Below are 24,970 nucleotides of genomic sequence, written 5' to 3'. Positions count from 1 at the left end.
AATAATATAATGCAAATAATAGACCAAGGTCCAATTATGGTCATTTGAACCGAAAATGTTACGCGAATATTATCTTTTATCGCCTTTCAATATACTTCAGTAAAAATATACCATTTGATAGACAATTGTTTAGTTAAAAAGTTTAAAAAACATTTGGAGGATATGGGGTATAATGCTACTTTTGTGACATCAAAATCACGGTAGGTATAGCTCAGTTGGTTAGAGCACTAGATTGTGGTTCTAGGGGTCGTCGGTTCGAGCCCGATTACTTACCCAAAAAAGGCAGATCAATAAAATGATCTGCCTTTTTCATTTCGATACTATTCCCCATATTATATCCGTTTTCGCGCCTTGGAGACAAGTAGCTAGATAATTATCAAAATGATATCTTGGATACCCGGATCAAGGAGTGGCAGTAAGAAGGAACAAAACATAGCTTTTTGAAATAAAAGATTAATACTACAATCAATTTTAAAAAAAAAGAATCAAAACTATACCATTTTAAGCACTGTTCCTCTTATAAAAAATCAGAATTATGGTAACATCAAATCAAAACAATCAACAGATGCCCAATGAGCATTTGCATGAATTATTCGTGGATGAATTAAAAGATATCCTTGGCGCGGAAAAGCAGCTTTTACAAGGATTGAAGAAGATGAGTAAAGCGGCCAATAATGAAGAGCTCAAACAGGCTTTTGACGAACATTATAGTCAAACTGAAGCTCAGATAGAACGGCTGAAAGATGTATTTAAATCACTGGGAAAGGCTGCTCGAGGTAAGAAATGCAAAGCCATGGAAGGGCTTTTAGAAGAAGCAGAAGAAATTATAGAGAATTTTGAAGGTGATCCAGCGTTAGATGCTGCCCTTATTTCAGCAGCACAGAAGGTTGAACATTATGAAATAGCCAGCTATGGCTGTTTAGTCACATATGCAAAATTGATGGAACATACCGAGGCTGAGCAGTTGCTTCAACAAACTTTAGATGAAGAAAAACAGACAGATACCTTATTGACAGAAATAGCTATGTCAGGTGTTAACGAATCCGCATCTTAACAAAATAAAAATGCCCGTAATTAGGGCATTTTTATTTAACCTATCACCCCGACAGACAATTTAACTTTTTTCTTTTTGAAATACCAGTCCTGTCCATGCAGAGATAGTGAGTTTATGAACAGATTGCATCCCTTCAATACCTGGCATTTCTGCAGTTATCATCTGACTGTGAAAAATCAATTCCCATAGCTGATCTTCATTCAAATAGATATGTTGTGTCTCTCCCGAAAAATTCATCACAGCTAAGATCTTCACTTGTTGTTTTTCTGCGCGCAATATCAATACCCCTTGTCCTGTCAAGCATTCCATCGTGAGCTCCTCCCGGCGCAGGTTCTTTATTATGGGATGTGATTTACGCAAATCGATAAGTGCTTTATAGTAAGCTAAATGTTGTCGGTATGGCTCAATTTGTGTTTCTTTCCAGTCTAATACCGAACGTTGGAAGGTGGCATTATCTTGTGGATCAGGTACCGCGCCTTGGATCTGGAACGCTTCGAATTCCCGTTTTCTGCCCTCCTGTACATTTTTTACTAATTTTGGGTCACTATGGCTGACGAAATAAAGGAAGGGCTTTTTTGTGCCCCATTCTTCTCCCATGAACAGTAGTGGAATATAAGGCGATAGAAATACAGCTAAAGCCATCAATCTGGTGGTTTCTGGACTATATAGAACGCTACTCCGCTCACCCAACATCCGATTGCCTACCTGATCATGATTTTGACTAAAAACAATAAAATGTTTTCCTGTTATTCCAGTGCTATCTGTTCCGAAGAATTTTTGACGATGGCTGGAATAACAGCCGTCAAATACATAAGCGTTTTGATAGGCTTTTGCAAGATGACTGACGCCTTCGAACTCTTTGTAATATCCTTTTCTTTCCTCGCCAGCTGCAACCCGTAGCGCATGGTGAAATTCATCAAGCCATTGCCCATCCATCGCAAAACCATTTACCTCCAATGGATCCAAAAACCGGCGGTCATTTAGATCGCATTCGATAAATAGGTAACGTTGTTTCCCGGTTTTGGTTACAATGTCCTCGGTGAGCCGCCGGATATCTTGCAGGATATGTGCTGGCCCAAAATCTTTGATTGCATGGACAGCATCCATCCGTAAGCCATCGATATGAAAGTCTTCAAACCACATCCGTATATTGGCCAATACAAAATCCCGAACACCGTGGTTCAACGCATCATCATAATTCACGGCCTCGCCCCAAGGTGTATGGTACTTTGCTGTAAAATAAGGGCCGAAAGCAGGTAAATAATTTCCCTCGGGGCCAAAATGGTTATAAACCACATCCAAAATAATAGCGATACCTGCCTGATGGCATGCATCAACTAATTGTTGCAGAGCCCGTGCTCCCCCGTAGGAATGGTGTACTGCAAAGGCGTAGACCCCGTCGTATCCCCAGTTGCGCTCACCTGCAAACTGCCCCACCGGCATCAATTCTATCGCGTTTATACCCAGTTCTTTTAGGTACGGAATGCGCTCAATGACGCCATAAAAACTGTGGCTGGCGCTGAAGGTGCCTACATGTAATTCATAGATAATAAGTTCTTGTTGTTTGGGAGCGAGATAATTATGATCTGTCCATGAGTAGGCCAAGTCTATCATTGCTGAAGGACCATGGACCCCTTCGGGCTGGTATAAGGATGCGGGATCAGGATAGGCTTTGTCATTAATTATAATTTTATACCGCTCATTACGCAGGGGCTGATCGCTTTTGGTATACCAGTATCCATACTTCTGCTTTTCCAGCGGTAAGATAATCTCCCGTTCGCTTAACAGGCAATTTACCGAAGTAGCCATTGGCGCCCATACCCGTATGTGAGCCTGATTGTTTATCCAGCGAACCCCCAATTGGGTAACTCCTGTATGTTGCATAGTATTATCGATTAATTTATAGAATTTTATCTTAGTTGGATATAAACACCAATATGGAGCGAGGCCGAACGACAACAGTCTCCTCTGCTCCAAATGTTGCGTGTTCCATTACGGTATCCATGTTTGTATCCAACACTTTGGACCAGGAGGAAGTATATTTATGATCCGGAAGTTTGTATTCAACATCCGCCCAATACGCGTTAAAAATAAGGTAGAAGTGTCTGTCAGTGATCTTTGTGCCGTTTTGGTCGACCGATCGTATCCCCTTGCCATTTAAAAATACCGCTAGGGATCGTGCAAAATCATCCTGCCAATGTGAGTCGTCCATTTCCGTTGCGTCCGGAAGAAACCAGACAATATCCTCTAGCCCTGTGCCACGGATCGGCACCCCCTGAAACCATTTGCGCCGGCACAAGGTTGGGTGCTCTCGTCGGAAAGCAATCAATGCCTTGGTAAAGTTGAGCAATGACATATCCATTTTTTCCCAATCGAGCCAAGAGATAGCATTATCTTGGCAGTATGCATTATTGTTACCCTGCTGTGTTCTTCCAAATTCATCCCCAGCGACCAACATGGGTACTCCCTGAGAGAGAAAGAGCGTGGTCAATAAATTCCGTCTTTGTTTTGCACGCAGATTATTGATCGCAGGGTCGTCTGTGGGACCTTCCGCGCCACAGTTCCATGAGCGGTTGTGGCTATCCCCATCGTTGTTATCTTCGCCATTGGCATCGTTGTGTTTATCATTATAGGAAACAAGGTCGTTCAGCGTGAAGCCATCATGTGCAGTGATAAAGTTGATGCTGGCTGAGGGGGTACGGTTATCCCCTTTATAGAGGTCCGAGGAGCCGGTAAGGCGATTGGCAAATTCACCGATCATGCTGTCTGCGCCGATCCAGTAATCGCGTATACAGTCGCGGTATTTTCCATTCCATTCGGCCCATCCTGGTGGAAACTCACCCACCTGATAACCACCCTCGCCAATGTCCCAAGGTTCGGCGATCAGTTTGACCTGCGAGATAATTGGATCCTGGTGGATAACATCAAAGAAAGAACTCAACTTATCTACGTCATGTAGTTCGCGGGCCAATGCAGAGGCTAAGTCAAACCGAAAGCCGTCTACATGCATCTCCTGTATCCAATACCGCAGGCTGTCCATAATCATACGCAGTACATTTGGCTGCCGCGCATTGAGGGTATTGCCTGTTCCCGTAAAATCCATGTAGTACCGCTCATCCTCAGCCAAGCGATAATAGGCAGCATTATCAATTCCCCGGAACGAAAGTGTAGGACCCATTTCATTTCCCTCGCCCGTATGATTGTATACCACATCCAGTATAACCTCAATTCCGGCTGCATGTAGTGACTTTACCATATTTTTGAATTCGGTCACCTGCTGACCACGCGTCCCATTGGATGAATAGCGCACATCTGGTGCAAAAAAACCGACAGAATTGTAGCCCCAATAATTGCTAAGACCCTTATCCTTCAAATGGCGATCGGTCAGGAAATGGTGGACAGGCAGTAGTTCAACTGCAGTTATTCCCATTTCTTTTAGATAAGCGATCGCTACGGGGTGCCCCATGCCGGCATATGTACCTCTGATTTCTTTGGGGATATCTGGGTGAAGCGCAGTGAATCCTTTGACATGCACCTCGTAAATAATGCTTTGATGCATTGATATACATGGTGGCCGGTCATCTTCCCAGTCAAAGCTATTGTCGACAACGACCGATTTAGGAACGTACGGAGCGCTGTCGGCATCCCCGAAACTCAGATCCCCATCTTCATTACCAATACCATAACCAAAAAGGGCGTCATTCCATTGTACAGTACCCGATATTGCCTTGGCATAGGGATCTATCAGTAATTTATTGGGATTGAAACGGTGCCCCCGCTCCGGCTCATAGGGTCCGTGTACTCGGTAGCCATAGCATTGCCCGGGTTTTAGTCCTTCTAGATAAATATGCCAGACTTGATGAGTTTTCTCGTTTAAGTTGATTCTGGCAATTTCAACCGTTTCTTCCGTGTCATCGTATAAACAAAGCTCAACACTTTCAGCGTGCGCTGAAAATAGCGCAAAATTTACGCCCTTACCATCAAATGTTGCCCCGAGCGGGTAAGGCGATCCTGTATAAATTTTTGGTTCCATCATGAATTATCTATTATAAATTTGCGTATAGTGACGTAATTTTTTCGCTAGTTTTTTATGAAAGGCCTGTTTTTCCATCCGCCATAGCCAATTGCCAGCTGTACTAGCTGGACGATTCATACGGGATGAACCATCTAAACCCAAAATATCCTGCATGGGTATGATAACCGTATTCGCGACTGAGGCATACAGCATGCGGATAAAAGATTCATTCACTGTGTGTGTGTCGATGGGCCTTCCCATATAGCGATCTATTCTTGTGCGGGTTTGCTGATCAATTTCTTGATTATACCAAGAAAATGTTGTATTGTTGTCATGTGTACCAGTATAGGCTACACAGTGATTTTCGTACTGGTGTGGGGTATGCAGTGAGCGCGCCATATCGTCACCAAAAGCAAATTGCAGCACCTTCATTCCCGGTAGATGGTAGCGGTCACGCAGTGTATACACCAGTGCGTCTATATCGCCGAGGTCTTCCGCGACAAATGGCATTGCTCCTAGCTCAGTCTTCACCTGATCGAAAAAATCTGACCCCGGTCCTTTAGACCACTGCCCGTTTTTGGCCGTCTGTTCTCCAGCGGCAACCTCCCAATAGGCCGAAAAAGCTCGAAAATGATCCAGCCGGACTTGGTCAAATAGTTTACAGCTATGGCGCAATCGCTCAATCCACCAGCGGTATCCCGTCTTTTTAAGTATCTCCCAACGATAGACTGGCATGCCCCAGAGTTGTCCCTGATCATTAAAATAATCGGGCGGTACACCAGCAATCGAAAGCAGTTTGCCGCTTCCGTCAAGCGCAAAGAAACGACAATTGGCCCATACGTCTGCTGAATCGTAATTAACGTAAAATGGGATATCACCCAGTAGGCGTATGCCACGGTCGGTACAGTAATGACGTAAATCATTCCACTGTTGAAAAAAGAGATACTGCCACCATTTCACCATCCGGATCTCATTGGCATGTTCATTCTCGAATTGATCCAGCGACTCTTGATTCCTCGCGCTATATTTTTCAGGCCATTCGTACCAAGGCTGGTTATTATATTGTTTTTTTAATACCATAAAAAGGGCAAAATCCCACAGCCAATTTGCTTCCTCATGGCAGAATTTATCAAAAGCCACACTGTCCATGCCCGAACGTGCATAGGCTTTTTTTAACAGCTCATATTTCGCTTCGCTGACCGCTTGAAAATTGATCGTTCCTGAGACTGTTGTTCTGACCCCACGCAATTCCTGTTTTGTCAGCAGCTGCCTTTTAACCAGTGCTTGCAGATCAATAAAAAGCGGGTTACCGGCCCAGGCACTGAGCGTACTATATGGAGAATGCCCCTGCGCTTCTGCTGTTGGGCCCAAAGGTAGCGTTTGCCACCAGGATTGACCGCTTGCCTGCAGCTGATCGACAAAACGGCGCGCTTCGATACCCATGTCACCGATACCATAGTCGGCAGGTAGCGAACTAAGGTGCATCAATACGCCGGCACTTCTTTTTTTTGGTTTATCTTTATATTGAATAAGTGCTAAGGGTATATTTTTTATTATTTTTCCGACAGGAATTTCTGTTTCATCACCTTCCACCTCTACCAGTTTATGCTGCCATTTCAGCGAATCAACTGTAGGTAGTTGCACTTTGGTATCCAGCCAGTTAAAGGTGCCTGAAACAAAATGAGATGCTTTACCTATAGCAGCAAGGCGTAGAGGAACGACCACCACCAGCCAATCATCGCCATATTTGCGTGCAAAGGCTAATATATTTTTTTTATAGGTGCCGACGACCTTAAGTTTGATGTAACTGCTTTCTGTGGATAACGTGGGGCAACTAGTTCGAAGTCTTGTCAGCTCCCTGACCAATGCCAGTTTAATGGTTCCATTATGCCGTTGTTGCCATAGTGATTCTAACCCATGACTTTTGGTGGGTGCCTCTATGTTGGCCAATATGGACTTAAGACGTGTATAATCAATCGGTTTTCGGTTGTCAGGATCGACAAAACTGTGGTTCCATACTTCCGATCCCTGATAGATGTCAGGCACACCCGGAGCCGTAAATTTCAGTACCTGTAAGACTAGGGAATTAATAATTCCAAAATCTATTATTTCCTGTAAGAACTGATAAAAACTTGTAAAAAAAGGTCGCTCTTTGTTCAGCAGGAAACGTGCGAAATCTGCTACAATAGCCTCATAGGATTCATTGGGTCTTTCCCAGCTCGACCGCTCCTTGCCTTCGCGCAGATATTTAACCAAATAATCCAAAAATCGTTTTTCAAACGCTCCTTCTGATTCAGCTTCTGGTGAACCAAAGGGATATGAACTTACTAAAGTTTGGTAAATAAAATATTCGTCATTGGGATGGGGAAGATCACGTCTGTACTCGTTCCATACGATGTCCTGCCAGATCTGCACCTGATTAATCCACTTACCGGCCATGGCCGTGAGCACCGATAACCGACAGCGAGCATCCTCTCCCCTTTTGGTATCGTGTGTTGAGGATGCACTAAGCGACAATGGCCAGTATTTCTGTCGCTTTTCCATCGTCTTGTGAAATCGGCCGATGCTGATGCCAAAGTTAGCCGGATGGTCACCCACTTCATTATGGCCAATAAAGCGGTTGTACGTGTACATCAATGTATCTTCAATACCCTTCGCCATGACCGGGCCAGTAAACTGCATGCAACGTGACAAAAATTGCATAAGCTCATCTTTATACGTCGGGCTATCGCCCTCCTGTGCAATCTTGAAAATGGCCCAGACCCGTGCCAAGATGCGGGCATCCAAGTCTGGATCGGCATGCAGCTTTTTAAAAATAGTGGTGATTATCCGATAGCTCTGCCGCGACAACGGAAAATGATCATCGTAAATGCGGTAAACAGGAAAATTAGCCAAGAATGCCTGCACAATAGCCGCTAATAGATGTCTGTTCAGGTTGGATTTATCGTCGAGCAAGTCTGCCAGCAAGCGTACGAGATTAGCTATTTCACCCTGCATGTATACCGAGAGGATTTTCTTTTTCTTCTCCAGCTCCTGAAGTTTCAAAGGTTTTTGTTCACCAAGTAGTTGTTTATAGAAAGAATTTAGTTTTTTCTTGCCTTTACTACAAGTCAGGAGATTATTGCATGCTGATAAAAATTCATAGCCAGTTGTTCCCTGTATCGGCCATATCTGTGGTAATTTCTCATCTTGTTCCAATATCTTTTCGGCCACGATATAACACTCAGGTCCTAACAATGCGCGTAAATCCTTCAAATATTGCGTTGGGTTGTACAATCCATCAATGTGGTCGATACGTACCCCGTCTATTAAACCCTCCTGCATAATTTGCCTTACCAGTTGATGTGTTTGCTCAAAGACTTTAGGATCATGTACATTCAAGCAGATCAGTCCATTGACTGTAAAAAAGCGACGATAATTTATGCGCTGTTGCGTGTCCCACCATGGGCATAATTCGTAAAATTGAGCATCTGCCAGTTCTTGTAGGCTTTCAGGTGAATTATTAAAGGCCTCAAGGCATCCTTCAAGCATATGGTTTGAAATATGTGAAAACACGATCGAACGCAACGTGTTCCATTCTTCCTGGTTTCCGTTTGCCTGTACCGTATTTACCTGGACGAGAAATCCGTTGAAATCATTATGCACTGTTTTTAGTTGGTCCGCCAGAATGCTGCAATAGGATTCAGGACTGAGCGGATAGCGATCACTTCCATATCGCAGGTATAATTTATCATCATGCCGCACTACAGCGAGCTCACCCTCTTTGATTGCTTGCTGTAGCTCCGTTTTTAAGACTGGTACCATTAATTTGCCCGGGGCAAACATATTGCCATGATAACAAGTATCGAAATAGCTCCTGTAGCGGGAGGCTTTTCCAAATTCAAGTATATCCATCAACCAGGCATTCGCGGTATGAAAGGCCATGTGGTTGGGCACAATATCCTGAAGCCATTTTATGCCATATTGGTCGAGCTTTTTGCGGATACGCCGCAGATCGGCAAGCGTTCCCAATTCGGGATTTAGTTGATTTACGTCGATACCGTCATAACCATGCCTGCTGCCCGGTGTAGATGTCAAGATCGGTGAAGCGTAAATCGTATCTACACCGAGTTGCTGCAAATAAGAAAGTGCGGCTTCGAGATGGCTAAAATTAAAATCTTTATGAAATTGGATCCTATAGGTCGTATGAGGGGATATAGATTCTAGTCCTTTTGCATGCATGGCTTCGCTTGATTTTTGATTTACATCAGAACGCTGCCCAGTAAAATTAGTTCGACTTATCAATAAAAAAAAAGTTTATTTTCATTTTAAGTGTTGTATTTCAACTTGTTAAAAAAATAATTTAAAATTAAAACGATTTTATTTTTTGCAACGTTCTCCTCCTGATAAAACAAAGAGTTTACACGATTTAATAGTAATATAATGATGAAAAAGATAGGAATTACATTTTCTGCTTTTGACCTTTTGCATGCAGGTCATGTTAAAATGTTGGAGGACGCCAAAGAGCAGTGTGACTTTTTAATATGTGGGCTACAGACCGACCCTACATTAGACCGACCCGGGAAAAACAAACCAACACAGAGCGTTTTCGAACGTTACATGCAACTTAAAGCCTGTAAACATGTCGATATGATCATCCCCTATGCAACAGAGCAAGACCTTGAGGATGTACTGCGTTCCTACAAAGTACATGTACGCATCTTAGGAGATGAATATATGGATAAGAAATTTACTGGTCGGCAGTATTGTGAAGAAAAAGGCATTAAACTATATTTTAATAGACGCGAAAATAGATTTTCAAGTTCTTCACTCCGTAAGATCATTGCGACAAAACAAGAACACGCTCAAGGTGCTGTTGTTAAATTGAACGACACAGGCAATTATCCTTTACAAAGAAAAAATGCATAATAAATTAAAATAGCAAGAAATGGTTATCGGAATAATATTTGGTGTATTCGATATGTTGCATGTCGGACATATTGTGGCCTTGCAAGAAGCAAAACGACAATGTGACTATTTAATTGTCGGACTTAAAACAGATGTGAATAATGAATGTTCAAATGACTATATGGCTGCACAGACCATAGTCGAACGGTTTATTAAGTTAGAAGGATGCCAGTTTGTGGACGAAATCGTTCCATACGAGTCGGATGATGATATTTCGGATATGCTCCAATCATTACCTATTCACAAAATATTTGTCAGTGAGGACTACAGAATACGTGATTTTGAGGGTCGGGATTATTGCGTTGCGGAAGGGATAGAAATCGTTTATACCAAACGGAAAAATCGCTTTTCAAGTCAGTCCTTGCGGAAGATTGTCAGCGAAAAAGAGCTAGAAAAGGCAACGAAAATTTTTAGTAGATCCGTTTAATGTACTCAGGCCAGATTTGACCAAAAATACTGTAACGATCATCTGACGGATTGTTTGGATTAGAAAAAAGGTCATGATAGTATATTATATTATGGAAAAAATCAATACTGCAATTATTTCTAATGTTCGTAAGCTGCGTTGTGCTTACCGCATACTTTTTGAACACGATTCACAAAGCCCTGCAAGGATTGTACTTGAAGGGCCTTCTATTGAAACAGTCGGCAGCCAATTGTTTTATCCAGACGAGATAGCGCTATTATTAATAGATTATCGTATCGTTTATAAAGATAGTCGTCTTTTTTTTTCGTTTACCCATGATTATTTTCCTGATACCCCAATTGTCCTCCTTGTTGAAAAAGAGCAGTTTTCGGCGTCGCAGCGTTGCAGACATGATATCGACGCCATTTTAGTAATTGATTCAGATCCATCCAATATGTTTTCCTTGATAAGAGGTATTCCAATTTGTCCTTCCCTTATGTAATTAATCCCATCGGACTCTGCCGTATGACAAGTTCTTTCTGGCCAAATTGCTGTTCGAGTTTGTGTTTATATTCCGTCCAATACGAGCAGTCTATTTCTGATACCATGACTTCGTATACGACCAATTCATCTTTAATCTGTTGTTTGCTGTCATTAGCCCAGATACCTTCTGCAGGCGTTCGCTTATAAACTGTCATTCCGCCAAAATCTCTGATTAATTGCCTTTTGATATTTTTGTAAAGATAATCTGGAAACGAATTGCCTTCATTATTGCTTAATGGGACAAAAATTTCTATTTTATTTGTAGGTGCTACATTATTCTTGGCGACTTCGATTGCTTTAATGGCATCTTTTGCGCTCAATATCTTTTTAAGCTGGAAATGCCGACCCTCCAATTTATTGTAGGCAACGAAAAAGTTCTGCAACTCTTCGAGTAATTTTTCAGGTAATTGCACTACTCGCTGTACATTTTCTAGGATTTTAGAAGCCTCCGGTACAACCAGAAATCTGTCATTTTCAATTTCATTGCCCGCATCGTCCTTTTGCACAGCTTTAATTGCACCAATTACCCGACAAGACAATATACAGCCTGGGAAAGTACCTTGTTCAGAAATAACTACAACATCGAGCGGATCACCATCTTCACCTAGAGTACCCGGTATAAAGCCAAAATCGTAAGGGAAAACGAAGCCCACTGGAAGATATTTGGCCAGTACAAATCCACCACAGTGTGGATCATAATTGTATTTGGCATTGGAGTGCTTTGGGGTTTCAATTGTGCAATTGAAGTGTTTCATAATCATATCGAATAGGGATCAAACTTGCGTATATGTCTAAGCTAATTAACGAAAGAACAGCTATAGTGAAGAAATAGTTTAGTTGTTTTCAGAGACAATTCGGTTAAATGGCACAATTCGCTTCGAGTCAATGGAATAACGTTTATTATCAAACGATCGAAGTTGCCAATGCCATTTCTTGCTGGCAGAAGGTTTTTGAGCAAATTGGAACGCACAGAAAAATTTTGCTCTATCGAAACTGAAACCGTAATATTGCATATCATTAATAATCATGCTGGACAATTAATGAATTAATGTAAACTACTATACCGAGAAAAGAGATCAGAACTTGTTTCGGATGAAGGCTAGAAATTTGAAGCACGGATGGAATATGTAAATGAACTTTCAAAAAACATTGATGAGTATCCTGAGTCCATATTGGTTATGCGTCAGCAAACGGAGCAGAAACTGCCGGCACATCAACATGTCAAGGGACAGCTGCTACTTGTTTTTGGTGGTATCGCTTATCTTCAGACTGCAGAAAGAGATTATTATATTCCTTCAAACCATTATATATGGATCCCGGGGAACTTTGCGCATAACCTGATGTATAATACACAGGATCTTCATATTATCAATATTTATTTTCCGTCTGATAATAATGAGGATGCGTTCTACAAACAGCTTGGTATCTATCCCGTCAGTAGGGTATTAGCTGAATTGCTCGCTTTTAGTGAAAACTGGCAAGGAAATTATTTTGTTGGTTGCTGGGAGTATGAATTGATGTCTACACTGAAGAAGTTGCTCGCTCGTGAAAACTTACAAAAATTTTCCATTCAGTTGCCGACCACGGATGATAAGCGCGTTGTTACCATTATAGATGATATGCGTCAACGCATTGGTGAACCTTTAAACCTGGAAGAATCTGCCCAAAAATTCGGTCTTAGTGTCCGAAGTTTGACCAGACTCTTTCAGCAGCATCTGCACCTCTCTTTTATACAATACCTCAAGATGCTACGTGTCATACGCGCGATGGAACTCCTGAAGGATACCAGCTTTTCTGTAAGCGAGATCGCCTATCAGGTGGGCTACTCTAATATTTCAGCGTTTAGCAATACCTTTTTTCAGCTGACCAATATCCGGCCTTCGGATTTTCGCACTAAGTTGCGGTAAGAGCAGCCTGTTTTTACTTTACTTTACTCAATATGGAACATTCTTTTTTCGAAGTTTTAAACTAACATTTCGAATACTCGGCAGTAGCAACAACATGACGACGACAAGAAGAAGTAAGACAAGCATGATATCATAATAATCCCGCACCGCCCGTGCGAATACCTGTTGTTTGATCATTTTACTAAAGAGAAAATCTGACGCACTCTTCGCTACATACATGTCATTTCCTGTATTTAAATAGGTGTTTTGTAGATCTTGAAATACCATGCCTATTAGTGGGTTTGTTACTGTCAGCGTCTCGCGTAACTTTTCATTTATGGAAGCCCTTGTATACAGTTGCAGTTCATTGTTAAAGGCCATGCTACAACAGAAACCAATAAAGCGGGCAAAGATACCTAATAAGGAAGCATGCAATGCTATCCTTGGCGGAGCTGCCGAAGCCGTGAAAAATACAATCGGCACAAAGAGGCTACCTGTGGCAAGACCGTAAATAAACATCGGTAAGATAAAGTCGTTGGTATCCCCTGCAACTGAAACAAACAACAACATATAACCATAGTAGAGCGCCATCAACATAAATCCGGTCAGCATTAACCGGAACAAATTGGTTCCCATCAGCACAAAACGAGCTGTCACAGACATGCTGAGCACTGTTCCTATTATCACCGCCGACCAGAGGGGTATTGTATGTAAGGAATCTGTTGTTAAAGTTGTTTCTACATAGGAATAGGTCAATGCTGTACTTCCCTTAAAGAGGTAGAAAATCACCAGTAAAAGTAGTCCGAATACAAAATTTTTTGCCCTAAAAATACGGAGGTTGATTAAAGGCCGTTTTAACCGCATTTCACGCAGGCCAAAAAGTAGGAGCACGATAATTAAAATAATGCTAAGCATTTTAATGCGTGGACTATCCAACCAGCCAAGCTGCCGGCCATATATCAGGATATATCCAAAGGATAGCGTGATGTAGGTATAATAAACATAACCTATCCAATCCACTTGGTACAAAGGCACTTTCTTATGTAATCTGGCGGTTGGGTGCATGGTAGTGAGCACGATCAGACCGAGTAGCAAAAGTAGAACCAGGACACCATAAAAGAGCCAGTTAAAATCCCTGACATAGAGGACAGCACTGCAATAAATCGCATATAGTGGAACAGAAATCTGGATTCCGGCATATAAAATCGTATAACCTATTACTCTTGCACGCGTCGATTCCAGTCGTGGAAAAATTAGGTTGAGCACAATCCCTGACAGCAGCGCACAGGTAATTCCCTGTAAAAACTGTCCGGCCAGAAAAACTGTCCAATCTCTGGTGTAAAAACAGATCAGCGAACAAGCTCCGTTGATACCGATTCCCAGTAGCAGATAGTTTCTTGATGCAAAATATTTTACAATACGGAAATCCAAAGCCAAGAATGTTACTGTTGAACCATAAATGACCACCATGCCGTATTGCATGGCAGTAGCATCAATCCCGTAAAATCCCATTACGGCTACGGGATTGCTGTACAAGGCAAAACAACACAGCGATATCATTAATAGTGCAAAGATGACCATCCGGGCTAATCCTTCCGAAACCCAATGTCTAAACAGCGGTATTTTATGTGCTTCCATCGTTATTTGGATAAGATATAAACATTGGCATTCATCCCAGGAGAAAGCTTTTCCAGCTTTCGAGGTGCATCTGTCAATTCAATTCTGACAGGTATTCGCTGCGTGATTTTAACAAAATTTCCTGTAGCATTATCCGGAGGCAAGAGTGAGTAACGTGCTCCTGTAGTTGGTGAAAGTGATTCGATCACTCCCGAGAATACTTCGTCTGGGTAAGCATCTGCTTTGATGCTGACCTGCTGACCAATATAAAATGATTTGATCTGTGTTTCCTTAAAATTGGCAATCACCCATTTCTTGTCAGCCTCATTAAGTAAAAATGCTAAGGTCTGTCCCGGCTGCACCAGCTGTCCTTGCTGAATGTTTTTTTTACCAATCCGGCCATCAAAGGGTGCTTTAATCACCGTGTATCGAAGATCCAGTTCCTGCCGATCCAGGAGTGCTGTTTTGATGTTAATTTCGGCAGCAATGGCGGCCCGCTGAGCCTGTATATCCTTGAGTTTTGCTGCAGCGGCTTGCAGCGAAGCCTGTATTTGTGCGTAGTCAGATTGCTGGCTGATAAGGGCTGTATTTACGATATCGAACTTTTGCTGCGTCGTTGATTCTTCTGCTAGCAGGCTTTTGTACCGTTCATATTCTTTATGTTGCTGATCGAGTTTGGCCTGTGCACCGGTCAGCTGGGCGCTTATCACTGCAATGTTTTTGGATTGTGTTTCCTCATTTGCGGCTAAGATGGGTAGTTTTGCACGTGAACTTTGTAATTCCGCCGCGGCAGCTTCCCGCTTTAACCAGTATTCATCTTTTTCAATCAGGACAAGGGTGTCGCCCTGATGTACATACTGGTTGTCTTTATAGAAGATTTTACTGATATATCCGCCCACTTTAACGTTTATCGGCGATAGGTAAGCATCTACTTGTGCATCATTGGTCTGTTCGTACTTAAAATTCTGCCATAAATAGCATATTGCCCAAAACAGCAGGCCTATAAGCAGGGCAATGCCGATATACTTGGTCGTCATGACGACAATCTTATCTATTTTATTCTTGTTCATAACATATGTTTTAGAGTGTTCCGGTAATAGCCTGCAGTTGGATACTGTTCAGTTTTAGTTCGACCAAGGCAGTTACGCGCTTAAATTTCGCTTCTAATAGCATATTTTCCGCTTCCAGAAGATCCGTCAATAGTGATTCCTGATTGAGGTAACTGTTTTTAATAACACGGACAGCCTCGGTGCTTTGTGCAATATTTTTTTCAGCTGTTGCTACACGCTGTGCGGCCTGCTGATGCTGTAGAAAAATCTCCCTGATCTTTAGATTGACCTCCTCGCGTTTAACCTGTAAAATGGCGCGTTGCTCATCGTTATATAGCTTCGTCTGTGCGACAGTATGTTTGCTTTTAATTGCATTGTCAATCGACCATTGCATTTTGAGTCCCGTCTGTCCAAATCCCCACAGATCATTGCTGTAGGGATAGAAGGAAATCTGTGGATAGCTGTAGCTATAATTCGAATACAGGAAGAGTTTGGGTAATGTGCCAGATTTTACTTGTTTGACCTGTAATTCGCTGGTTTTAACAGCAGACTCAAGGATTTTAAACTCGGGAGACTGCTGGGCGGCCAGATCAACATAGTCTGGGTAACTGCATCCCGTATGTTGACTAGCAGATAGGTTTTCCTGAGCCGTTATCCGAAGGGATTCCATTTCTTCCCGTCCCATGAGCACATTCAGTTTTTGTTTGTTAACGTCCATTTTTTTGAGCACCTCTGACTGACTAAGTTCCAAATTGTCCAGTTTAACAGCAATTCGTAGCACATCGCTTTTTAGGACTATGCCGTTCTTATACAGGTTTTCAATGATTGTTAACTGGCGACGTTCCGCTGTTATTTCGCTGGCGATGAAATTATTGAATTCCATCAGTTTGTACAGCTCATAATAAGCAATAGCCGCCAAATATTTGATGTTGCTATGCTGCAGTTCGTATGCAAAGTGACTGGCTAATTGTTCTTCCTCCTTTATTTTAACATTTCCTTTATCCAGACCACCGTTATAGAGATTAAGGTTTAGGTTGTAGCCCAAGCCATAGCCATAAGTCTGCACCGGTACATCCTGTGCTGTGGAAAACAGTCCATTCGGGTACAAGAGGAATTTCGTGTTAAGTTTAAAATCTCCCGTAAGAGAAAGGGTGGGCAGGTATCGATCTTTCGCTTCGATAACAGCCAGACGCGCAGCCACCTGTCTGAGCCCCTGCAGCTTTAACTGTTGGTTGTATGTGCTGGCCAATTCCCATATTTTTGCCAGACTCATGGTCTCCGTCGTATCTCTTTCCTGTGCATTGACGGACTGCAACAACAAGATAATACTCAAAGCGGTCGACATAAGAGATAATTGGTACTTCATTTCGCAGCTCCTTTATCAGTAATATCTTTATGTTTACTATGCTGGTGATGAGCTGAATAATTCTTCCAGGCCCGTTTCAATTCATATAAAACAAGGGTCAGATCTCCCATCGGGAATAATGGAAATAGATACATTCCGGCATAATTGAAATGAAATCTGTCAATTTGATCACTGCCTTCTTGCTCGGCGTTGGCTATTAGATCTACTGCTTTATCCGGAACGGATTTTATGGTATTCTTTTGTGTGTTTTTTTTCATGATAAACTTTTTAATGCTTTGCACAAAGTTATCAGCAAGATTACCCGAAGATTTTATATAATTGGCCTAAATTTGGCTGAATCTGGCCAATCCATTAGTTAATTTTTTTTTCGCTATACCAGGGCATGGAAATAGAAAGCCGATAGTGTTAGATTATGCCGCTAGCAGAGGCGCTATGCAGAAGTTTACGTACAATCTGGTTCAATGCAGTTGGAACAAGACAAAGATATCCCTCCATGTTAACGCTGGTACAATTTTTATTGGGCATTCTAAGGTTTATTTCGCAGATTCCACATAAAGAAAGAGCCAAATGTGCGAAACATTTGGCTCTTTCCTTATTATAGTGAAGTAGCTCGTTAATTCAATTTATAGAGTTTAAGCTGTTTTTGTAATTTTTTTCGGGACATATGAATTCGAGTTTTGATCGTACCCTCCGGCATATTAAAGTAACTGGCGATTTCATGGTATTTATAGCCCTCTAAAAATAAACGAAAGATTTCATAATTTTCAGTTGTAAGACTACACATCGCTTTTTCGATGTCTTCAGCTATAAATTTATTAAGCCCTTTGTTATGTACACTCGTATTGGTCTCTTCTAAGCCAATGTACGTATCTTGGATTTCGCTGACACGCTTTGCTTTACGGTATTTGTTTATGTAAGTATGTTTCATAATAACATACAGCCAGCTCATTAACTTGGGGTGCTGCACAAAATTATCCAGGGATTTTAGGGCCCTGATCCAAGTTTCCTGAATTAGATCCTCCTTTTCATCCGGGTCATTTGTGAATTTAGCAGCAAAATGATTTAATAACCCTCTTTTTTCCTTGATCAGTACGTTTAGATTGTAATTGTTCATAACTTTTCCTCTATCTTGTCTATATTGCTATTATTTGAAGTTGATTTCATAAGAAGGTATCAATAAGAGTGCTAGTATATGATGATCTTTTAGCCCATCATCTTCCCATTATCCGTTAACGTAGAAGTACGTTTTTATGGAAAAAACTTAGCATACGGCTAGTTAATGAGCATTTTTTAGTATATTTTTGCTTAAAACATTTAAAAATTAACTAATTAGGATAAAAGATAATTAAGTAATAAGCCAGATGGAAAACGTATGAAGTACGTAGCTAAGGCGTAAAAATATAAAGTATTTGTTAGCGTGCTGCCTAAAAAAGTGGACAACTCCTATCATCTGAAAAGTCGTAAAAAAGCTGCAGCTTGGTGAAATCTTTAGGATAGGCTCGCCGTTTAAATCCAACATAAATTGCCTTTCCTAAAAATAAACCCTAAATTTGATAAATCAACACTTAACTAAGCCATTTCCATGAATGTAGATCATGTCAGACGATTGTTTACTCAGCTTTACGAAGAAAACTGGGTGAAGTTGTATGTGCATGTTTTTCGGATGTTGGATGATCGCGATGAGGCCCGCGATATTGTGCAGGAGATCTTTGCCAACCTTTGGGACAGAATGGACCGGCTAGAGATCCAGCATTCTTACCGGGCTTATCTTTTTCGTTCGGCGCGTAACCTGGTGATCAACCGCATGGCCAGTCAGGATGTAGGGCGAAAATATGAAAGCTATCTTGAGCATAGGGCTCCAGTCTTTGAAATCATGCCTGACGAATTATTAAGGGAGAAGGAATTGGTGCAGCAAATCGAAGATGCCATTGAGCACCTTCCCCGTAAAATGGCACTCATCTTCAAAAAAAGTCGTTATGAACAACGGAGTTATCATTAATTTTGCTTCGAAAAAAAATACGCACTATTTTCATTTTTTTCTACCACTAAAGCTGCCTTTCCCTGTCTTCTAAGCAGTAAACACCACAACTGCCCATGAAGCAACTAGTAACTAAACAATTATTATTAAAATATAAGCAGGGCTTATGCAGTGCCGAAGAGATTGCTCTTGTCGAAAGTTGGTACAATGCTCTTTCGAAAGAGAACAATAACAAAGAAATCCCTGAACTTAACCTCACGGTCGAAGATCTACACTTTCAGAATACCCTATTTGCTACCGAATCAGCTGCCAAACGCCGCAAGCGGGCCTATCTAAAGGTAGCCGCCAGCATTGTGGTTCTCTTAACAGCGGGACTCGCAATTTATTTTTTGCCTGACAACCAACGCCTGCGACAACAGCCACTTCCTTTTAGTGTCGGACAGTTTCAGGCCGATTTACTGATTGGCAATGAGCTGATCACGCTGAACGATAAGCAACATCTGAGTAACACATTGGCTGACCTGCACGGACCCCAAAAATGGACTGTTCAGACAAAAAAGGGGCAAGAATACCAAATGCAGCTCCCCGATGGAACCACCGTATGGTTAAATGCGGATAGTAGACTGGAAATCGCCGAACATTATAACCAACAGAACCGCTCCGTATTCCTTCAAGGTGAAGCCTATTTTAAGGTTGCCAAAAATAAAGACAAACCTTTTATTGTCAACGTGCAGGGAACAAAAATTGAAGCCCTGGGAACTGCGTTCAATGTGCGTCTCTATAAAAGCGAGAGCCCAATGTTAACCACACAACTGGATGAGGGAAAAATACAGGTGACAAACGTGGACCACCAACAGGTCTTGCTTCCCGGTCAAAAGATTGAGTTGGACCTGAGCAATGGAAGCCTACAATTGCACAGTACGCGCAATCAGCCCGATCTTACGGCCTGGAAAAACGGTTATTTTGAATTCGATCAGACCCCTTTACCGCAAATTATGGCCGACCTGGCACGCTGGTACAACTTTACCTATACCCTATCACCTGCATATAAAAATAAAGTCCTCAGTGGCAAGATCAGCAAACAGCAGCCATTTGAGGAAATGCTCCACATCTTACATTTTGCGGGCATAAACTATAAAATCGATAAGGATCACCTCATGCTTATTCCCTGACCAAAATCAACGAACAAACGTATTTTTAATCTAATACCCTATGAAACACTCTGTAAAAGCACTATTATTCATGCTGATGCATGTCAATGGCTATGCCTTTGGCCAGCATCCTACTAATGCGCCTGATCACATTCCATTTAAGCAGCTTGTCAAGTCTATCGAGCAGCGTAGCGATTACCGCTTTGTGTATGATCCCAATGAAATCAATCCGGATCTTGCCTTAATGGTCAATCTCAGTGATACCGATATCCCAACACTGCTTAAACAGGCATTTTCCGCCAAAGGAATCCGTTATAATATTGTTAAAAATACCATTGTTCTGCAGGGTAGCCTAACGGCTAAAACGCAGCAGATGGATGTCTCGGGCCGTGTCCGTAATACAGCTGGTCTAACCTTGGAAGGGGTCAGCTTACGGGTAAAAAATAAAGTCCTCAGCACGGTAACCGACGCCAATGGCCGGTTTAGTCTGCGTGGGCTGCAGCTCAATGATGTGGTTCTGTTAAGTTCCGTAGGCTATCGGAGCAGGGAAGTTAAAATTACGGATGCTGGCCCACTCGAACTGAACCTTGAGGCTGACCCCGGTAACCTTGATGAGGTGGTTGTCATTGGTTATGGTACCTCCTCCATTCGTAAAAACACCGGATCGGTATCCAGTATCACAAGCAAAGAGATTGGGGCTCAGCCTGTGTTGGATCCGCTTGCTGCCTTACAAGGCCGTGTCGCAGGGCTGAACATTGCTTCCAATTCAGGTCTACCCGGTAGTTCCTTTCAAGTGCAGCTCCGGGGTGTAAATTCCCTGAGCAATGGCAGTAGTCCGCTTTATATTATCGATGGTATACCATTTTCTGATGAGAGCATGAATCAATTTAATGCGGCTAATGGTAAGCAAAGCCCGCTCAGTTTAATTAACCCCAAAGATATCGAGCGTATTGATGTCCTAAAAGATGCTGACGCTACCGCCATATACGGTTCCCGTGGAGGCAATGGGGTTATTCTGATCACAACAAAAAAAGGAAATAATAATGGACTGAAAATTGATTTTAATACGAATCTTGGAGCAGGAAAAGCAATCCGCAACCTCAAGATGCTGAATACCGACCAATATCTACAGATCCGTAGAGAGGCATTCCAAAACGACAACTTTACACCAACAATAGATAATGCACCAGATCTGCTGACCTGGAGTCCAACAGCATACAGCGATTGGCAGCGACAGTTTTATGGTGCCAGTGCTCCTTTTTCCACCTACCAGCTTTCATTTTCCGGTGGTGATGAATACACGCAATATCTTGCCAGTGCTAACTTCAACAGACAGGGCGATCCACTTCCCGGTAATCTTAATTATCAACGTGGTGGCGGACTGCTGAATCTTTCGACACAATCCAAAGACCAACGATTTAAATTACATGGTAGTTTTAATTTAAACCTGGACCGCAACAATAGTGTGCCAACGGATATCGCCCAATTTTATAACCTTGCACCCAATTATCCTTTATATGACGAACAGGGAGCCTATTACTGGTTCCAACAGTCCTTACAGAATCCGGCAGCCTATATGGAACGCTCGAGCCTTTCAAAATCAAAATCCCTGCTAGCCAATTTTTCCGCTGAATATGCCGTTCTGCCTGAATTGATTGCCAAGCTTAGCGTTGGTTATAACCTCAAAAGTATGGATCAAACAGCCATACTGCCCCTGCGGGGTTTTAACCCCTTGACAAGTACTGGATCGATGGCTTCTTACGGGAATTCAGATTATCAGTCATATATCGTTGAACCACAGCTTAATTACAGCAGAAGTTTTGGAAAACATGAATTAAAGTTCCTTTTGGGAGGTACCTGGCAGCAACGGGTAAGCGAGGGCAAATACCTGGATGGTAATAGTTATCCAAGTGACTCTCAGCTCGAAAATATTGGCGCCGCTGGAATAATTGTAGTCCGCAACAACCAATATGCAGATTACCGCTATCAGTCAGCATTTGGGCGTATCAATTATGCCTATGATGACAAATACCTATTCAATGTTAGTTACCGTAGGGACGGTTCGTCGCGCTTTGGTCCGAATAATAAATACGGAAATTTTGGTTCTGTAGGTGCTGCCTGGGTATTCAGCAGTGAAGATTTTCTCCGAAACCAGACCATACTGAGCTTCGGAAAACTACGTGCAAGCTGGGGTTTAACCGGAAATGACCAGATCGGCGATTACCAATACCTTGACACCTGGGGAACAGGCCTCGCTTATCAAAACATTGCTGGACTCTACCCTACACGGGTTTTCAATCCCAATTTTGGATGGGAGGAAATAAAAAAGAAAGAGCTCGGTCTCGATCTTGGATTCCTAAAAGATCGTATATTTCTAACAGCCAATTATTACAACAATAGATCCGATAATCAGCTGATCAATATTGTACTTGCCCCACAGACAGGATTTGGCTCGTATTTTGGTAATCAGCCCGCATTGATTGAAAATAAAGGTTTGGAGTTTGAACTGAGCAGCAGCAATATCCAAAAGGATAAGTTTATCTGGAAAACCAATTTTAACATCACCTTTCCAAGCAATACGTTATTGGATTATCCAGGCCTGGAAAACAGCAGTGCCAGCAGAAGTTATGTCATCGGTGAGTCTACACGGATCGTGCGCGGATTCCAATTTACGGGAGTGGATACACAGACTGGGATAGCGCAATTTTTGGATGTGGATGGTGACGGAAAAATCAGCGATTTTAAGGACTATGTGACTTTGGGGTCGTTGATGCCAAAATATTATGGCGGCCTCAGCAACAACCTGACCTACGGTGATCTGTCGCTTGGATTTATGTTTCAGTTTGTCAAACAGGAAGGACCTTCCATTGGCTATGGGCCTCAGGCCGCGACCATTGGCGGTCTTGCCAACTTGGATGAGTATGTCTTGGGCCGTTGGCAGAAACCCGGCGACATCACCGATGTGCCGCGCGCTACTGCCAACGGAGCCAATGCAGCAAATCTCGCCTACCGCAATAACTATCGGTATTTCAATTTATACCTATTGGACAGTATCGCTAATTATCCGGTAAGCCTGATTCGCTACTTTCCGGAAACAGGCTACCTGGTTGCTTACGATCCGCTCAAGGCAGATAAGATCAAAGCAGTCACAGCCGAGACGATGGCCATTCAGGGACTTATTACTGGCCAGTTGAATCAGCGTCAAACAGCAAAAGCATGGTTCATCAAAAGTGTATCCGACTTAAAATCTGCCCCCTTGCTCACGGCAATAGCCAAGTGCTATCAGCAATGGGGTGACATGCAACATTCAAAGCCATTACTGGAAGCCGCGTACCTTCAGGCCCCCTTTGACCCGGCGATCAAAATGCTTCTAAAGGCAGATGTTGAGCAAAGAGGCATCCAAAGCCCATCAGCCCAACAGGCCTATTTCAACAATTTGGACAAGCAATGGAAACAGCTTTATTATAAAGACTTTGATCAAACCATTGGGAATACAGCTTTTCCAAAGGAAATTAGCATCGTGGATATGGTCAAAAAACCTTTAAGCCGGACAGATTTTGAAGGTAAGATTGTGATTATAGATTTTTGGGCCACCTGGTGTAAGCCCTGCATCGCCTCTTTTCCCTACCTGCACCAGGTGTATAAAAAGTACGCGGAAGATCCAAAAGTAAAATTTGTTGTACTCAACTCAGGCAGTGGCAATAGCTGGGATGATGCCTACAAATGGGCACAGACCAATCCGCAATTTGATTTTCCTTTCTATTATAATCAGGATAAGAAGCTGAGTAGTAAACTTGATATTACTTCTATTCCAACGACGTTGATCCTTGATGGCCAAGGAAATATTCGCTTTCGTAAGGTCGGATTTGAAGGTGAGAAACTATTACAGAGTTTGGACGCTATGATTGAATACCTAAAAGAACGGGAGCAATAAACTGCATGCTTCTCCCGGCCCATCAAACTGCGTTAAGATGTTTTTAAAAACAAGAAAAGGGAGCTAAAACTCCCTTTTTAATAGATATCGTCAAAATCACATCGCAACAAATAACTCTTCATGAGGCCGGATCTGATTGCTATATTCAGAAAATCCATCAACCCGGCTTTCAGATATTTCATCTGAATTTGGCAAGGGCCTTCATCAGATCATTGATACCATGGGCGAATGGGGTATCCGCTATCGGGAGCAGATTTTAAATAAGCTAGACCGCTCTCTTGGGGTACTTTCCTCTTATTGAAACGTGTTTGCACAAGCAACGGTATTGAGAAACTTCGAGAAGCACGGGATAAGGACCATTTCAAAAGCAGAAGTTGCAACAGCAAATAGCGTTTTATTGTCCCAGGTCTGACCATAAAATATAACCGCTGGATACCTTGCCCATGTTGTCACGATAATTGACATAAACCCAACGGTCATCGACGATATTTTCAATATCCACCTGGACCTGAGTTCCTTTTCGGAGATAATTTTTCCGTGTTTTAGTAAGTCTTGGATATTTATGAAAATAGGTTTTAGCCGGTCTGGTCCGATAGGTGCCATGTGTTCGCAATGTCAGTTGATTATAATTACCGGAAAAATCATCGGTTAGATTCTGCCTGTTGCAGCCTGAAAATTGAACTTTAAGCTGTTTTTCCACAAAAGTCAATTTTAGTGTGCAGCTCGGATCGTCCTTCTCTTTTATAATAGAGCTATTGCCAAAGCGTGTACCTTTCCCAGAAAAGGTGCCATGGGTACCTGAAGGGATATTCCACCAGGCGAAAACATCTGCAACGACAGTGGACTGCATAGATCTGATTACCATCGTACTTGAAGCACCTGTAGCGGTCACAAGCCGATAGGTCCCTGTCTGCCCAATAACGGGAACGCATAAAAAAATAAAAAATATGCTGATCAAGACTTTCATGCCCACTATAACAGTGTTGCACGATCTTTTGTTTCTGTTGATAGCTGAATTAATTTG

At 42.3% G+C, this 24,970-nt stretch carries 18 protein-coding genes and 1 tRNA gene; 9 read left to right on the top strand and 10 right to left on the bottom strand.

Annotated elements, in window-relative coordinates:
• The first annotated feature begins 200 nt into the window (after positions 1–200).
• A tRNA-His gene (locus HMAT_RS05850) sits at positions 201–274 on the top strand.
• A gap of 261 nt (positions 275–535) precedes the next feature.
• Entirely contained in the window at positions 536–1,054 is a 519-nt protein-coding gene (locus HMAT_RS05845) for a ferritin-like domain-containing protein (protein ID WP_104381833.1), read from the top strand.
• Positions 1,055–1,114: 60 nt separating this feature from the next.
• On the opposite strand, the gene treZ is transcribed toward HMAT_RS05845, so the two are convergent.
• Genes treZ through treY form a run of 3 tightly spaced genes read right to left on the bottom strand, consistent with a single transcriptional unit; the run spans position 1,115 to position 9,353 of the window.
• Complete coding sequence (gene treZ / locus HMAT_RS05840; RefSeq protein WP_104381832.1) at positions 1,115–2,938, bottom strand: malto-oligosyltrehalose trehalohydrolase; 1,824 nt, start codon at positions 2,936–2,938, stop codon at positions 1,115–1,117.
• Positions 2,939–2,969: 31 nt separating this feature from the next.
• On the bottom strand, positions 2,970–5,090 hold the full coding sequence (gene glgX, locus HMAT_RS05835) for a glycogen debranching protein GlgX (RefSeq protein WP_233789123.1): 2,121 nt from the start codon (positions 5,088–5,090) through the stop codon (positions 2,970–2,972).
• Between the two features lie 3 nt (positions 5,091–5,093).
• Positions 5,094–9,353, bottom strand: a complete 4,260-nt coding sequence (treY, locus tag HMAT_RS05830) for a malto-oligosyltrehalose synthase (RefSeq protein ID WP_104381831.1) — start codon at positions 9,351–9,353, stop codon at positions 5,094–5,096.
• 138 nt (positions 9,354–9,491) lie between these two features.
• Here treY and HMAT_RS05825 point away from each other — a divergent pair, with 138 nt between their 5' ends.
• From HMAT_RS05825 to HMAT_RS05815, 3 genes are all read left to right on the top strand, one after another.
• Positions 9,492–9,977, top strand: a complete 486-nt coding sequence (locus HMAT_RS05825) for an adenylyltransferase/cytidyltransferase family protein (protein WP_199768555.1) — start codon at positions 9,492–9,494, stop codon at positions 9,975–9,977.
• A 19-nt stretch (positions 9,978–9,996) separates the two neighbouring features.
• A complete protein-coding gene (locus HMAT_RS05820) occupies positions 9,997–10,443 on the top strand; it encodes an adenylyltransferase/cytidyltransferase family protein (RefSeq protein ID WP_104381829.1) in 447 nt (148 codons plus the stop codon).
• 91 nt (positions 10,444–10,534) lie between these two features.
• Positions 10,535–10,924, top strand: a complete 390-nt coding sequence (locus HMAT_RS05815) for a hypothetical protein (RefSeq protein WP_158655643.1) — start codon at positions 10,535–10,537, stop codon at positions 10,922–10,924.
• On the opposite strand, the gene HMAT_RS05810 is transcribed toward HMAT_RS05815, so the two are convergent.
• Complete coding sequence (locus tag HMAT_RS05810) at positions 10,917–11,720, bottom strand: inorganic diphosphatase (protein WP_158655642.1); 804 nt, start codon at positions 11,718–11,720, stop codon at positions 10,917–10,919. The genes HMAT_RS05815 and HMAT_RS05810 overlap by 8 nt on opposite strands.
• 363 nt (positions 11,721–12,083) lie before the next feature.
• Between HMAT_RS05810 and HMAT_RS05800 the strand changes: the two genes are divergently transcribed.
• Complete coding sequence (locus HMAT_RS05800) at positions 12,084–12,872, top strand: AraC family transcriptional regulator (protein ID WP_104381825.1); 789 nt, start codon at positions 12,084–12,086, stop codon at positions 12,870–12,872.
• 27 nt (positions 12,873–12,899) lie between these two features.
• Here HMAT_RS05800 and HMAT_RS05795 read toward each other — a convergent pair whose 3' ends face one another.
• The 5 genes from HMAT_RS05795 to HMAT_RS05775 all read right to left on the bottom strand — a co-directional run bounded on the left by HMAT_RS05795 (position 12,900) and on the right by HMAT_RS05775 (position 17,997).
• Complete coding sequence (locus HMAT_RS05795) at positions 12,900–14,489, bottom strand: MFS transporter (RefSeq protein WP_104381824.1); 1,590 nt, start codon at positions 14,487–14,489, stop codon at positions 12,900–12,902.
• Between the two features lie 2 nt (positions 14,490–14,491).
• Positions 14,492–15,538, bottom strand: a complete 1,047-nt coding sequence (locus tag HMAT_RS05790) for an HlyD family secretion protein (protein ID WP_104381823.1) — start codon at positions 15,536–15,538, stop codon at positions 14,492–14,494.
• A gap of 10 nt (positions 15,539–15,548) precedes the next feature.
• A complete protein-coding gene (locus HMAT_RS05785; protein ID WP_104381822.1) occupies positions 15,549–16,883 on the bottom strand; it encodes a TolC family protein in 1,335 nt (444 codons plus the stop codon).
• On the bottom strand, positions 16,880–17,140 hold the full coding sequence (locus tag HMAT_RS05780; protein ID WP_104381821.1) for a hypothetical protein: 261 nt from the start codon (positions 17,138–17,140) through the stop codon (positions 16,880–16,882). Before HMAT_RS05780 ends, HMAT_RS05785 begins: the two co-directional genes overlap by 4 nt.
• A 356-nt stretch (positions 17,141–17,496) precedes the next feature.
• Positions 17,497–17,997: an RNA polymerase sigma factor gene (locus HMAT_RS05775; RefSeq protein WP_104381820.1), complete on the bottom strand. Its 501-nt coding sequence runs from the start codon at positions 17,995–17,997 to the stop codon at positions 17,497–17,499.
• 468 nt (positions 17,998–18,465) lie between these two features.
• Here HMAT_RS05775 and HMAT_RS05770 point away from each other — a divergent pair, with 468 nt between their 5' ends.
• The 3 genes from HMAT_RS05770 (at position 18,466) to HMAT_RS05760 (ending at position 23,946) form a co-directional block, all read left to right on the top strand.
• The gene (locus HMAT_RS05770; protein WP_104381819.1) at positions 18,466–18,882 is read left to right on the top strand and encodes a sigma-70 family RNA polymerase sigma factor; all 417 of its coding nucleotides are present in this window, start codon (positions 18,466–18,468) and stop codon (positions 18,880–18,882) included.
• A gap of 95 nt (positions 18,883–18,977) precedes the next feature.
• Entirely contained in the window at positions 18,978–20,033 is a 1,056-nt protein-coding gene (locus HMAT_RS05765; protein WP_104381818.1) for a FecR family protein, read from the top strand.
• Between the two features lie 40 nt (positions 20,034–20,073).
• Positions 20,074–23,946 carry a SusC/RagA family TonB-linked outer membrane protein gene (locus HMAT_RS05760; protein WP_104381817.1) on the top strand — a complete coding sequence of 1,291 codons (3,873 nt, stop codon included), beginning with the start codon at positions 20,074–20,076 and terminating at the stop codon, positions 23,944–23,946.
• Positions 23,947–24,340: 394 nt separating this feature from the next.
• Here HMAT_RS05760 and HMAT_RS05755 read toward each other — a convergent pair whose 3' ends face one another.
• Complete coding sequence (locus HMAT_RS05755; RefSeq protein ID WP_104381816.1) at positions 24,341–24,913, bottom strand: hypothetical protein; 573 nt, start codon at positions 24,911–24,913, stop codon at positions 24,341–24,343.
• Positions 24,914–24,970: the final 57 nt, after the last annotated feature.

The organism is Sphingobacterium sp. HMA12 (assembly GCF_002933815.1).
Classification (GTDB): Bacteria; Bacteroidota; Bacteroidia; order Sphingobacteriales; family Sphingobacteriaceae; genus Sphingobacterium.
This window is presented reverse-complemented; position numbering and strand designations above follow the sequence as displayed.